At 64.2% G+C, this 13,337-nt stretch carries 10 protein-coding genes and 2 tRNA genes; 8 read left to right on the top strand and 4 right to left on the bottom strand.

The genetic code is table 11. The features are described from left to right. Window positions 1-220 (top strand): hypothetical protein (locus HGQ17_RS15080; protein WP_211090594.1); only part of this gene is annotated, 220 nt, incomplete at its 5' end. A gap of 238 nt (window positions 221-458) precedes the next feature. On the opposite strand, the gene HGQ17_RS10565 is transcribed toward HGQ17_RS15080, so the two are convergent. Further along, window positions 459-1,253: a hypothetical protein gene (locus HGQ17_RS10565; protein WP_168887901.1), complete on the bottom strand. Its 795-nt coding sequence runs from the start codon at window positions 1,251-1,253 to the stop codon at window positions 459-461. An 863-nt stretch (window positions 1,254-2,116) separates the two neighbouring features. Between HGQ17_RS10565 and HGQ17_RS10560 the strand changes: the two genes are divergently transcribed. The 5 genes from HGQ17_RS10560 (at window position 2,117) to HGQ17_RS10540 (ending at window position 10,027) form a co-directional block, all read left to right on the top strand. Then, on the top strand, window positions 2,117-3,994 hold the full coding sequence (locus tag HGQ17_RS10560; RefSeq protein WP_168887900.1) for a phosphoenolpyruvate carboxykinase (GTP): 1,878 nt from the start codon (window positions 2,117-2,119) through the stop codon (window positions 3,992-3,994). Window positions 3,995-4,078: 84 nt separating this feature from the next. Beyond that, a complete protein-coding gene (locus tag HGQ17_RS10555; RefSeq protein ID WP_168887899.1) occupies window positions 4,079-6,013 on the top strand; it encodes a DUF2207 domain-containing protein in 1,935 nt (644 codons plus the stop codon). A 67-nt stretch (window positions 6,014-6,080) separates the two neighbouring features. Continuing rightward, entirely contained in the window at window positions 6,081-6,917 is an 837-nt protein-coding gene (locus HGQ17_RS10550) for an ABC transporter ATP-binding protein (RefSeq protein WP_324615254.1), read from the top strand. 16 nt (window positions 6,918-6,933) lie between these two features. Further along, on the top strand, window positions 6,934-7,953 hold the full coding sequence (locus HGQ17_RS10545; RefSeq protein WP_168887898.1) for an ABC transporter substrate-binding protein: 1,020 nt from the start codon (window positions 6,934-6,936) through the stop codon (window positions 7,951-7,953). Beyond that, window positions 7,943-10,027: an iron ABC transporter permease gene (locus tag HGQ17_RS10540; protein WP_168887897.1), complete on the top strand. Its 2,085-nt coding sequence runs from the start codon at window positions 7,943-7,945 to the stop codon at window positions 10,025-10,027. The genes HGQ17_RS10545 and HGQ17_RS10540 overlap by 11 nt, the downstream gene beginning before the upstream one ends. A gap of 11 nt (window positions 10,028-10,038) precedes the next feature. On the opposite strand, the gene HGQ17_RS10535 is transcribed toward HGQ17_RS10540, so the two are convergent. Beyond that, complete coding sequence (locus HGQ17_RS10535) at window positions 10,039-11,451, bottom strand: phosphomannomutase/phosphoglucomutase (protein ID WP_407670782.1); 1,413 nt, start codon at window positions 11,449-11,451, stop codon at window positions 10,039-10,041. A gap of 29 nt (window positions 11,452-11,480) precedes the next feature. Between HGQ17_RS10535 and HGQ17_RS10530 the strand changes: the two genes are divergently transcribed. Continuing rightward, a complete protein-coding gene (locus HGQ17_RS10530) occupies window positions 11,481-12,302 on the top strand; it encodes a hypothetical protein (protein WP_168887895.1) in 822 nt (273 codons plus the stop codon). Between the two features lie 24 nt (window positions 12,303-12,326). Here HGQ17_RS10530 and HGQ17_RS10525 read toward each other — a convergent pair. After that, window positions 12,327-12,419 (bottom strand) — tRNA-Ser (locus HGQ17_RS10525). A 98-nt stretch (window positions 12,420-12,517) separates the two neighbouring features. Here HGQ17_RS10525 and HGQ17_RS10520 point away from each other — a divergent pair. Beyond that, window positions 12,518-12,952 carry a hypothetical protein gene (locus HGQ17_RS10520; RefSeq protein WP_168887894.1) on the top strand — a complete coding sequence of 145 codons (435 nt, stop codon included), beginning with the start codon at window positions 12,518-12,520 and terminating at the stop codon, window positions 12,950-12,952. Window positions 12,953-13,226: 274 nt separating this feature from the next. On the opposite strand, the gene HGQ17_RS10515 is transcribed toward HGQ17_RS10520, so the two are convergent. Beyond that, a tRNA-Thr gene (locus HGQ17_RS10515) sits at window positions 13,227-13,299 on the bottom strand. Between the last annotated feature and the right edge of the window lie 38 nt (window positions 13,300-13,337).

Below are 13,337 nucleotides of genomic sequence, written 5' to 3'. Positions count from 1 at the left end.
CCCCTGGGCAGGGCGCTGCTGGTCGACCCTACACGACATCAAAAGCCACAAGCACCACCCACCCGACAGCGATGGATCGAATCACCCGCCAGGCCAGCCCAGGGGGTTGGAGGACGAAGTCTGGTTCCACGAACTCGACGAACCAGATGTCTACGACGGGGTGGCCACCGGCTGGGACGTTGGCCCACCACCTGACTGGGCGGTAGATGATGCTGCCTAACCCCTGCCTGCCCGACCTTCCCAGCTACTGAAGTTTCCTCCGATGGGACCCCGGTGGGGGAGGGGGCAGGCAAGGTGGCAGTGTCCCTTCCCCGGGGAGGGATTACCCGGCTGATGGGTGCCTGCCGAGGGGATTATCAGCACCCGGCCCCGGAAACGGATTGGCCGCAGTTGTTTGATAACTAAATACGGTCAGCCTTGGGGGTCAGTGGTGGGGTTGGCTCGACATGGTTAGGGTTTCAGTCCTCGATCTCGGCAAGCTCGGTTTCGACCATTTCCATGAACTCCCGAACGTCCTCTTCCAGAGCATCGGCGTCCATTGAATCGGAGGTTGCGTAGTACTCGACGTCGATGTGGTCACCGTAGGTGGAGTAGAGGATTACGGTGACATAGTCATCGCGGGTGGAGGCATAACCCTGAATGTCGCCTTCCTCGATGACCTCAAGGTCGAAATCCTCACCCATTTGCTCAGCCTGGACGGGCTCGCATGCTTCCACGCGTTCCAGCCAGGGGTTTGTGTCCACACCGTCAACGTCTTCAAAGGTGCTGATGTAGACATCTATTTCAGTATCATCAGAGGCGAATGTGGCGTAACCATTAACTTCGCTGATCAACATATCGGGATCCATGTCGCGTGCTAGCTCCACCTGGAACTCGTGCTGCGCCTCAATGGCGTCAACACAGGCCTCAGCGCCATCGACCTCACCAATCAGATCGCGCATTTCATCTGCCTGATCCTCAAACCAGCTGTTGTTCTCCAATGAGTCAAGCTGGTCTCCCCAGGTTTCGGTGCCCTCGCTGAGGTTTCCCTGGCCAGTGGGTTCGTAGCCCCCTGGGACTCCTTCCCCATCCTGGGGGTACAGGTTCTCGATCTCCTCGATTGTCAACGGGCGATCCGGGTAGTCATCACCGGAGGTGAGGAACCAGATCAAGGCGGCGGTGCCTCCGATGAGGGCAACTGCACCAACACTGAGGCCGACGATCAGCCCAGTCTTCTTCTTGCCACCACCGTTGCCTGCTGGTTCCTGAGGCATCTGAGGTGGGTAGCCAGGCCCACCGTAGCCTGGCGGAACGGCGCCCGCCGGCGGCTGACCGGGCTGCTGCTGGTAGGGAGGCTGCTCAGCAGGAGGCTGACCCGGTTCCTGACTGTACTGAGGTGGCTGGCCGTGCTGAGGCGGCTGACTCGGTTGCTGTCCGTACTGCGGTGGCTGCCCGGGTTCCTGCCCGTACTGGGGTGGCTGGCCTGGTTGCTGGCCGAATTGGAGTTGGCCGTGCTGCGGAGGTTGGCCGGGTTGCTGGCCGTAGTGAGGGGGTTGGCCAGGTTCCTGACTGTACTGAGGTGGCTGTACGTACTGAGGTCGCTGGCTGTAGTGAGATGGCTGGCCGGATTCCTGGCCGAACTGCGGAGGTTGACCAGGCTGCTGCTGAGGCTGCGGGTGCTGAGGCGGGTATGGCTGCCCCTGAGGATCCTGCGCAGGTGGCTGCTGGAGGTGTTGCTGCGGTGGGAACGGCTGGCCCTGCTGGGGGTCCTGCGCTGGCTGCTGGTTATACGGATCCTCGGGTGGGGTACTCATCTGTTGCTGTTCCTTACTCGACGTCAGGACCTAACTCGTTCAGAAAAGAAACTAATGCCCCTTTCTGGATGTCTGCTGTGCGTCTTCTGGCCGTACCGCCATCGTTATCTGCGTTGTGAATCCAACCACAATCGGGCTTCTGTTCACACGGATGTGATGTTTGGGCGATACAGTTAGCATCAGCTGCTTCATTCGGCCGTTGTGTGCCGGTGGGCAGGGAGGCGACGTTTACAGCGTAGTAGGCGTCTCGACACCGCAGATGTCAGCCCCCTGGACACCAGCTGCTGCGGGTGGAGGCAGTCGCGTAGAGAACCTGTCACCCAATGGAGGGAAAAACAGTGACCACCGTTGCAACGGCGCCCGGTGTTACACCAGCACGCATCGCAGAAGATGCGCCCACAAGCCACCAGCCCCTGATCGACTTCGTCTCCGAGATCGCCGGGCTCACCCGCCCGGATGCGATCCACTGGGTAGACGGATCCGAAGAGGAATACACTCGGCTCACCGATGAGCTCGTCGAAGCCGGCACCCTGACCCGGCTGACCAGCCCGGACTTCCCGAACTCCTTCGCAGCATTCTCCGATCCCGCCGATGTCGCCCGGGTGGAATCCCGCACCTTCATCTGCTCGGAGAAAGAGCGCGATGCCGGCTTCACCAATAACTGGGTGGACCCCAGCGAGATGCGCTCAACGCTCAAAGGCGTATTCGACGGCGCCATGAAGGGGCGCACGATGTACGTCATCCCCTTCGTGATGGGTCACCTCGAGGCTGACGATCCCAAATTCGGCGTCGAAATCACCGACTCCGCCTATGTGGTCGCCAGCATGCGGATTATGGCCCGCATCGGCACCGATGTTCTGCGCAAGATCGAAGAGCTCTCCAAGACCGAGCCCAAGAAGGCGTTCTTCGTCCCCGCAGTGCACTCCGTCGGCGCCCCACTGGAACCCGGCCAGGAAGACGTTCCCTGGCCCTGCAACGATGAGAAGTACATCGTGCACTACCCCGAGACCCGGGAAATCTGGTCCTACGGCTCCGGCTACGGCGGTAACGCTCTGCTGGGCAAGAAGTGCTACGCACTGCGCATCGCCTCGGTGATGGCCCGAGACGAAGGCTGGCTGGCCGAGCATATGCTCATCCTCAAACTCACCAGCCCCGAAGGCAAGAGCTACCACGTCTCCGGCGCCTTTCCCTCCGCCTGCGGCAAGACCAACCTCGCACTCATCGACCCCACCCTGGAGGGCTGGAAGGCCGAAACCCTCGGCGATGACATCACCTGGATCCGCCCCGGCTCCGACGGTGAATTCCGCGTGGTCAACCCCGAGGCCGGCTACTTCGGTGTCGCACCGGGCACCGGCTGGCACACCAACGCCAACGCCATGCGCGCCATCGCCAAGGGCAACTCCATCTTCACCAACTGCGCACTGACCGACGACGGCGGCGTGTGGTGGGAAGGTATGACCGAGGAGCCCCCGGCGCATCTGACCGACTGGCAGGGCAATGACTGGACCCCCGATGCCGACCGCCCTGCAGCCCATCCCAATGCCCGGTTCTGCACTCCCATCGACCAGACCGACATGCTGGCCGATGAGTACTTCGAACCCAATGGTGTGAAGCTCGACGCCATCCTCTTCGGCGGCCGCCGCAAGACCACTGTTCCGCTGGTGACCGAATCCCGGGACTGGAACCACGGCATCTTCTTCGGCGCCACCCTGTCCTCCGAGACCACCGCAGCCGCCGAAGGCGCAGTCGGCACCGTCCGGCGCGACCCCATGGCGATGCTGCCGTTCATCGGCTACGACGCCGGCGACTACCTCAAGCACTGGGTGGAGGTCTCCAGCAAGGCTGATCCGGCCAAGCTGCCCAAGATCTTCCTGGTCAACTGGTTCCGCCGCGGCCGCGACGGCAAGATCGCCTGGCCCGGCTTCGCGGAGAACACCCGCGTGCTGAAATGGGTCGTCGAGCGGATCGAAGGCAAAGCTGAGGCCGAAGAAACCCCCATCGGGTTCATCCCCACCAAGGACGCCATCGACGTCGAAGGTCTGAAGATCACTGACGAAGAGCTCGAAGACTCCATCTCGGTCAAGCCCGAGGAATGGAAAGACGAGCTGGCCGATATCGAAGAGTGGTTCACCCGCTTCGGAGAGTCCCTGCCCGAATCCATCCAGGCAGAACTCCAGGAGCTGCGCAACCGCGTGGGCTGACACCCACCAGATACTGAACCCGCAGGCCCAGTCCCCGAAGAACAGGGGGCTGGGCCTGCGGTCTATCGATTACACTTAGCGCGCGTGAAACGCATACTGTGGCTCATCGCTGGCCTCCTGGCTGCAGCGGCGATCTGGGGGATCTACCAGGCGATGAGCAAACCCGGTCCGGGGGATGATGTCCTGCGCGAACTCACTGTCGACATCGAAGTGGACCAAGAGGGCATCCTCCATGTGACCGAAACCCTGGAGTGGGATTTCGGCGAACGTGAGGGGCTCGGGTTCACCCGAGAACTCTTCACCCATATGGGGGTCCAAGGAGACCCCGGAGCAATCCGGCTCTACCGCTATGACGACTTCCAACTCAGCAGCCCCTCCGGCGCCCCGACCCAACGGGTCAGCACCCGGGAGGACGGCGAAGGAAGGCTTTACGGCGAATTCGGAGCAGACAACGGGACCGACGACACCCGCAGAGGAGTGCAGACCTACGTACTGGAGTACGAGATCCACGGGGCCATGAACCCCATCCGTGGCGAGGAAGGCGTCGAGAACCGCGACGAGCTGTACTGGAACGTCACCGGCTCCGCGCCCATCGATATCGACCGGGTTGAAACCCGAGTCACCGGCCCCTCCGAGATCATCGACGCCGGCTGCTGGGAAGGGATGTCCCTGCGGGACCGAAGCTGCGGGCAGACCGAATCAGAAACGACCGAAGCGGTGTTCATCTCCGAGGACCTCCGGGGCACCTCCGAGCAGACAGTCATGGTGGCCTTCGAGGAGGGGACTGCCATCGGGCCGGAGGGCGAACCGAGGTATATGAGCGCCACCGGTGCTGACCTCGTTCATAACTACCTCGACATCGTCCTGGGACCAGTCACCCGGATCTGGCGGGCCTATTGGCAGATCTTCCTCGCATTCGGCGCCGCAGTTGCAGCGGTATATATCGGAGTCCGGGCCCACCGCGGAAGGGACTGGTGCTACACCCAGCTGCAGCCCGGTCAGCTGCCGCCGGCAGGTTCCGCTGCACAGCAGCCGTTGGGGCGGCTCATGCGCCCACCCCGCGTACAGCCACGCAGCATCCCACCGGAGGATCTCAACCCCGCCGAAGTAGCTGTGCTCAACGATAAGGCCCGCTCGAGCATCCGGGCGTTGACAGCGACCCTGCTGGATCTCGCCGGCCGAGGGCTGATCACAATGGAACCGGTGGCCTCCACCGAGAAGAAGGGACAGGATTGGCGGCTGACCAAACTTCCCGCAGCTGACAGGGCCAACCTATCGGCACCCGAACGGGCACTTATCCATGGACTGTTCTGGACCGGGGATACCATCCGGCTCTCCCAGATGAGCGATCGGCATAGTGCGATCCTCAGCAGGTACAACCTCATGCTCGAGGCTGAAATCAACGCTAAGGGATTGCTGGCCTTCGACCTCAATAAGGGACCGGCCGGCGCCGTCGGCGGCAAAACCTTCTACCTAGGTCTGAGCCTATGGTTCTCAGGGCTCACCCTCGGCATGATCAACGTCTGGTTCGACCTCCACAGTGGGCTCGGCGGGCTCGGCTGGGGGCTGTTCCTGGTCACGGCCGCCTGGGGCGCATTGTCACTGTCCACCAAAAAGCTGCGCAGCCCCCGCACCGCCCGAGGCCGAGCCTATTACGAGCAGGTCCGCGGATTCCGAGCCTTCATCCAAGAGCAGGGCCGAGGCGCCGACCTCTCCGCACTGGACCCCCATACGGCCCGGCGAGGACTGGCCTATGCAGCTGCAGTCGGGGCGGCCAAGGACTGGGCAGAACTCGCTGAGCAGGCTCACCAGGCGGGAACGGTCCCCTCCAGGGCTCGGATGTATGTGGTACCAGTTCACGGGACGGCACTGTCCCTCAGTGATGCGGTGAGCTCATTCAGCGGTTCAGTGACCTCAGCGACCGTGGGCTCCAGCGGCGGATCGGCTGCCGGTGGCGGCGGATTCGGCGGTGGAGGCGCCGGCGGAGGCGGGGGTGGCGGTGGTTTCGGCGGCCGCTGAGCAGAAAATATGACCCAATTGCCAAACAGGGTTAGGCATACCTGAGTTGTATTGCTAATATGCCGGTGTGCAATCAATTGCGTTCGACGACGTCGCCGTCTCACTGACCGCCCAGGAGGTCAGTGTCTCCTACGGTGCAGCCCCCATCGTCAAAGAGGTCAGCGCTGACCTCGTGCCCGGCGGTGTCACCGCCCTGATCGGCCCCAACGGCTCCGGTAAGACCACCCTGCTGCGCGGCATGTGCCGCCTGGCACCGGAGGTCGAGGGCAGGATCTCCCTCGATGACGCTGATATCACCGGTCTCTCCCCGCGCCAGTTCGCCCAGCGGCTGACCGTACTCGCCCAGCAGCGGCCCACCCCCACAGGGCTGACCGTCTACGAGGTCGTGGAACTGGGCCGTCACCCTCACCGCAGCCGACTGGCCCGCACAGACCCCGGGGGGCCAGCAGCAGTGGCCCGAGCCCTGGACCTCGCCGGACTGCAGGAGCTGGCCCACCAGCCAGTGGCAGAACTCTCCGGAGGGCAGCTGCAGCGCGTCTGGCTGGCCGCCTGCCTCGCCCAGCAGACCCAGGTGCTGCTGCTGGATGAACCCACCACATTCCTCGACCTCAAACACCAGATGAGCCTTCTGGATCTCATCAGGGACCTAGCCGATATCCACCAGCTGACCATCGGAGTGGTCCTCCATGACCTCGAACAGGCCGCAGATATCGCCGACCACGTCATCCTGCTCTCCGAAGGCCGGGTAGTGGCCTCCGGAACCCCCGAGGAAGTCATGACTGCCCCACGCCTCAGCGAGGTCTACGGGGTGCAAATCCATGTGGACCCCCTGCCCGAAGGTGGGCTCGGGATCCGCGCCGAACGTGCCGGCCGGCGCTCACGCCTGGCAGTCGCTGCACACTGAAAGGAACTAACCCTCTATGAATACCCTGCATCAGCATGCCCAAATCCGCGGCGGCAGCCGCCTGCGCCAGACTGCCGCCCCACTCGGGCTGATCGCAGTGCTGGGCCTCGCCGCCTGCGGCACCACTGATGTCGAGGAGAACGACGACGCCCCCGCAGCCGACTCCGGGTCGATCACCGTCACCGATTACACCGGTGAGGAGATCACTCTCGAGGGACCCGCCCAGCGGGTCGTCACCCTGGAATGGGCACAGACCGAGAACGTTGAAGCCCTGGGCGGCAATCATGTGGGTGTGGCCGATGTAGAGGGCTACCAGGCATGGAGCGGTGCGGTGCCCATCGACGATGACGTCACTGATGTGGGCCTGCGCACTGAACCCAGTCTCGAGGCCATCGGCCAGGCCGACCCCGATCTCATCCTCGGTGTCGAGGCATCCGTCCCCGAAGGGCTGCTGGAGGATCTGGAGGAAATCGCCCCCGTTGTGCTCCAGCCCTCTGCCGATGCCACGGACCCCCTGGGGAATATGCAGGAGAACTTCGAACAGACTGCTGAACTCCTCGGTGCCGAAGATCAGGCAGAGGAGCTCTGGGCCGACTACGAATCCACACTGGAGGAGGCCCGCGAAACAGTGGAGGCCGCGGATGCCGAAGGCACCCCCTTCGTGCTGACCTACGCCACGGTCGAGGGAAATACCGCCACCTTCCGGATGCACGGCCCCGGCGCCCTGGCCCAGACCCTGGGGGAGGAGATCGGACTGGAATCAGCCTGGGAGGACGAGGGTGACCCCGAATGGGCCATCAGCCAGGCTGATATCGAATCGTTGACCGGACTGCCCGAGGACACTGTCTTCTACTGGTGGACTGTGGCAGAGGAGCCCGATAACCCCTTCGAACCGCTGGAGTCTAACTCGGTATGGACCGGCCTGGACTTCGTGGAGACTGACCGGATGCACCCGGTGGAGCAGGTCTGGATCTACGGCGGCCCAGCATCGGCCGCCCAGTGGGTGGAGCTGCTGGCCGAGACCATTGACAACTAGTAACGCACCGGCCCGCGCCAGGGCTGCCGGTCTGGCAGTCCTGATCGCAGCAGCAGTGATCCTGCTGCTGCTCAGCGCGGTTCACCTCACCCAGGGCACCTCCGGAGTAGCCGCCCGGGATCTCATCGCCGCCCTGCTCTCCGGGGCAGATGGCGACGACGAACGCCTCCGGGCACTGGCCCTGGACTCCCGCCTGCCGCGTCTGGTCGGCGGAATCGTGGTCGGAGCAGCCCTGGGTATTGCAGGCTGTGCCCTGCAGGCGATGACGCGGAACCCCCTGGCCTCACCCGACACCCTGGCAGTCAACGCCGGAGCGCATCTAGTGCTGACCACCGTAGCGGCCTTCGGTATCTCCCTGCCACTGCTGAGCTCCGCCGGACTGGCCTTCCTGGGCGGAGCGGCAGCCGCCGGCGTCGTGCTGGCCCTGGCCGGGTTCTCCGAACATGCCCCAATCCGTCTGGTACTGGCCGGCACTGTGGTGGCTATGGGGCTGGCCTCGGTCACCGCCGCCCTGCTGATGCTCTTCGCCCAGTCCACCCAGGGACTCTTCCTCTGGGGTGCGGGCACGCTGAACCTCGCCGGACTCTCCGGGCTGCTGCCCCTGCTGCCGTTGGTGGCCGCCGCAGTGGTGGCACTGATCTTCCTGGCCCGCAGTACCGATGTGCTCTCCCTGGGCTCCGATACGGCCCAGTCCATGGGCGTGCGGGTTGCCGGAGTCCGGGCCGGACTGCTGATCTGCTCGGTGGTGCTCTCCGCCTGCGCGGTGACCATGGTGGGACCACTGGGCTTCGTGGGACTCTGCGCTCCAGCGATCATCCGACTGCTCTCAACCCGTGTGATCCGCCTGGGCCGCTTCTCCTGGGCTCTGGCAGGCTCGGGGCTGGCCGGAGGGCTGATCGTCATCGGCGCTGATGTCGGTGTCCGGGCGGCGGTGGCAGCCTTCGCAGACCCCAATCTCTCGGTGGGCATCCCCACCGGGGTGGTGACCTCCCTGGTGGGTGCAGTCTTCCTGGTGGTGCTGGCCCTGCGGATGCGCAGCGCCGGGGGCAACCAGGAGATCTCTGCACTGCCGCTGCCCAGCGGGCTGAGCCTGACCCGGCGGGTGGGCGTGCTCATCGGCTGTGGTGCGCTGCTGCTGATTCTGGCCGCAGTGGCCATGCTGCTGGGGGACTGGTGGCTGCGCCTGGGCGATCTCTCCCTCTGGCTGACCGGCGAGGCCGCCCGAGCCATCGAAGTGACTCTGGACTTCCGTGCACCCCGGGTGGCCGCGGCACTGCTGGCCGGGGCCGTGCTGGCCATAGCCGGCGCTCTGGTCCAGACCGTCACCCGCAACCCCCTGGCCGATCCCGGGATCCTCGGTGTGGCCGCCTCAGGCGGTGCCGGGGCGGTGATCTCACTGATCCTGTTCAGCTCCTCGGCCTGGACCATGTCCGCAGGTGCGGCTGTCGGTGCCATCCTGGCCGGCATCGTGGTCTTCGCCCTGGCCGGTGGCCGCGGCAGCTCACCGGAGAAGGTGGTGCTGGTCGGCATCGGCGTGATGACTGCAGCCCAGGCCGTCACCCAGCTGCTGATCTCCTCCACCAATCCCTATAACCAGGCGATGGCCATCTCCTTCCTGGGCGGTTCCACCTTCGGAGCCTCCTGGTCAGATCTGGGGCCGATGCTGGTGATCCTGCTGCTGAGCATCCCGGTAGTGCTGCTGATGCGCCGCGAACTGGATCTGATCAGCATCGATGACATCACCCCGCGGATGCTGGGCGTCTCAGTGCCGGTGGTGCGCTCCACAGCCCTAGTGCTGGCGGTGCTGCTCTCGGCAGCCGCTGTGGTCGGCATCGGCGTCATCGCCTTCGTGGGGCTGGCCGCACCCCATATGGCCCGGATGCTGGTGGGACGCGAACACCGCTGGTTCCTGCCCACCTCCGCACTGCTGGGAGCAGCCCTAGTCTCGGTCTCCGATACCTTCGGCCGCACCGTGATCGCCCCCGACCAGCTGCCTGCCGGTCTGATGGTCGCGATCATCGGTCCGCCCTATCTGCTCTGGCTGCTGAAACGCTCCACCCGAGCCGTCAGGTGAACGGCGTTACCTCAGCTGCTGCGGACCAGGTTCAGGACCTCATCACGAATAGTGGCCATCTGCTCGGCGGTATGGGCCTCACCGTTATAGCGCAGGAAGGGTTCGGTATTGGAGGGCCGCAGGTTGAACCACCAGCTGCCGTCCTGCCCGGAGACGGTGACCCCATCCAGACGGGAGACCGTGACCTGTCGGTCGGCGAAGGCCTCAACGACCTTCTCCATGGCACCGGTCTTATCCTCCACTTTGGAATTGATCTCCCCGGAGGCCGAGTAGGGGTTGTACTCGGCAGCCAGCTCGTTGAGCCCCAGATCCTGCTCACCCAGGGCGGCCAGCACATGCAGGGCCGCCAGCATCCCGGTATCGGCGTTCCAGAAGTCCCGGAAGTAGTAATGGGCAGAGTGCTCGCCACCGAAGACTGCTGACTCTTCGGCCATCACCGCTTTGATGAAGGAGTGCCCCACGCGGGTCTCCACCGCGCGGCCGCCCTCGGCGGTGACCAGCTCCGGGACAGCCTTGGAGGTGATCAGGTTATGGATGATAACCGGCTCGGTCTCACCGCTGGCCTTTGCCCGGGCGAGCTCTCGGCGGGCCACCAGGGCGGTCACCGCGGAGGGAGAGACCGGCTCACCCAACTCATCGATGACGAAGCAGCGGTCGGCGTCGCCGTCGAAGGCCAGCCCGATATCCGCGCCATGGTCGACTACGGCCTTCTGCAGGTCCCGGAGGTTCTCCGGCTCCAGGGGATTGGCCGGGTGATTCGGGAAAGTCCCATCGAGTTCAAAGTAGAGGGGCTCAATCTCCAGGGGGAGGGCGGAAAGCCGCTCATCGCCCAGGACTGCCGGCGTGGTCATTCCGGCCATGCCGTTTCCGGCATCGACGACAACTTTCAGCGGCCGGATCGCGGTGAGGTCCACCAGGGAGCGCAGGTACTCGGCGTAATCGGTCAGGAGGTCGGCGTCGTCGATGTTTCCGATTGTGTCGGCCTGGGGGATCTCATCGGAGTTGAGGTAGGCCTGGGCTGCCTCGCGGATCTCTTCGAGTCCGGTATCGGCGCTGAGCGGGACGGCACCGGCCTTGGACATCTTCATCCCGTTGTACTCAGCCGGGTTATGGCTGGCAGTGAACATCACCCCGGGGGCATCCAGCTTCCCGGAGGCGAAGTAGAGCATATCGGTGGAGATCAGCCCCAGCTGGGTGACATGGGCCCCACGCCGGGTCGCACCCTCGGTGAAGGCGGTGATGAACTCCTCCGAGGAGTCCCGCATATCCCCGCCGACCAGCAGTTTCTGCCCGGAGAGGCTGAGCGTGTCGACGAATGCGGCACCGACTGCCCGCACACTCTCAGCAGTGATGGTTTGGCCGACGATGCCGCGGACATCGTAGGCCTTGAACGAGTCTTTGAGCTCAATAGTCACAACTAACACTCTATTGCAGGTCACGTAGACTAGCGGGCATGGAGATCCTGATGGTTCTGGCTCTCGGCGTGCTGATCTTTCTGGGCGTGCGTGTGTTCATGCAGCGCCAGGCGCAGAAGATGCACACCCGGATGCAGGAGGAGGTAACCCCGGAGACCGCTCGGAACGCTGCCCTGGCGCTGAGCGATGACCAGCATAAGGAGGTCTACCGGGCGATAGCGGCCGAGGACGCCAAGCGTGCCCTGATGATTTTCCGTCAGGCCACCGGGGCGCCCATCCAGGACTGCCTGGTGGGAATTCAGGCGCTGTTCCGCTACCCGCAGCCGGCCCCCTCGGAGATCAAATTCGAGCAGGGCTTCAACCTCAACAACGACGGCGAGGTCGAGGACGAGTACCTCGAGGACGCCATCGACGAGGTCCGCTCCGATGCATCCGGTCCCCAGGAGGAGGGACCGCTGGCCGAGGCCGATCCCAATACGGGGGAGATCCTGGGTGAGAATGACCAGCAGGTCCCGGATATCCCCGGTGGTCAGAAGCCCGAATCCCCGGATGAGGACGACCTCGACGCCCGGGCCCGGGAGCTGATGGAGGCATCCGGCTTTGATCCGGACAGTGAGCTGACCATCCCGGAGGACTGGTCAGCGGAGGAGGAACAGGCTGGTTTCCATCTGGAGGTCCAGCGCGGTGAGGAGAAGATCACCCTCTCCCATGAGGACCTCGAGCCCTGGGTCCATGATCAGCTCTACGCCCTGCTGCGCGATGACCACGTGGATCAGGCTGCCGAGCTGCTGGCGGCCAATTCCCCGCTGACTGCGGAGGAAGCCCACCGGTTCCTCACCGTTTTCAAGAACCAGAACTGAGCCCGGTGGGGCCGGCGTTTCTCTTGGCGGAAGCGGCGGGATTCGAACCCGCGGGACAAGGATCGCTTGCCCGCACGATTTCAAGTCGTGTGCATTCGTCCACTCTGCCACGCTTCCTGAACCAGACAATGGTATCAGCGCCTGACTGATCTCTGGGTGCATGTCAGGGTCTTGTCGCATTGGGCCCGGTTGGGGACCGTAGACTGGAGCCCACTATGAAGCTGTTCTCCCGAAGGCGCCGAGTCAAACAGGCCCGGGCCAAACAGATCCAGAAGGACCTCGGCGAAGGACTCTGGCGTCAGGCCCATGACCGGTATGTCCGCGGTCTGGACCGTTATCACCAGATCGTAGAGGGAGTCTCCGATGACGAGGTCTATAACAGGCTGGTGCTGATCGGCAATGACCTCGCCGACCAGCTTCCTCGGGTCTACGCGATCTGTCGGGATGCCCATGCGCAGTTTCCTGCCGTGGAGATGCAGGTGCCCGCTGGGGCCAGTGCCATCCATTCAGGGCTCTCTCGAGCGGCGAATCACCTGGCGACCACTGCCGAGGCAGCTGCCATGGTGCGGCTGCAGCACGGGGAGATCGAAGCAGTGCTCCACCGAGCCCAACAAGTCCTGGACTGCCTCGCAACCGCCGAAACAGACTGAGGGCAGGCCTCTGAGCCGCGAATAAGCGAAGCGCAGTGGCTACCGAAGGCTAGTGCGAAAGGCCCGGAAAGCGCCGATGAGCTGCGGGCGAGGGAAATGGGCTAGCTATGACGTTAAGAAGGATGGGCGAGGTGGAAGTATCAATTGCAGCCCAGTACCAATGAGCTGCAAGTGAGCGAAGCGAACGAGGCAGCGACTTCAAGGCGCGAAGCCCGGCAAAGCTTTGCCGGGCGAGAGCGGCCGCGGCGTGTACGCGGCCGCGGGACCAGCACAGAGCCTCCTATCGGATTTGAACCGACGACCTTTCCATTACGAGTGGAATGCTCTACCAGCTGAGCTAAGGAGGCGGGCGTCCGCCGGGCGGGCGCGCTCAGTTACTTTACCG

This window comes from Nesterenkonia sedimenti, assembly GCF_012641515.1.
In the GTDB taxonomy this organism is placed as follows: Bacteria; Actinomycetota; Actinomycetes; order Actinomycetales; family Micrococcaceae; genus Nesterenkonia; species Nesterenkonia sedimenti.
This window is presented reverse-complemented; position numbering and strand designations above follow the sequence as displayed.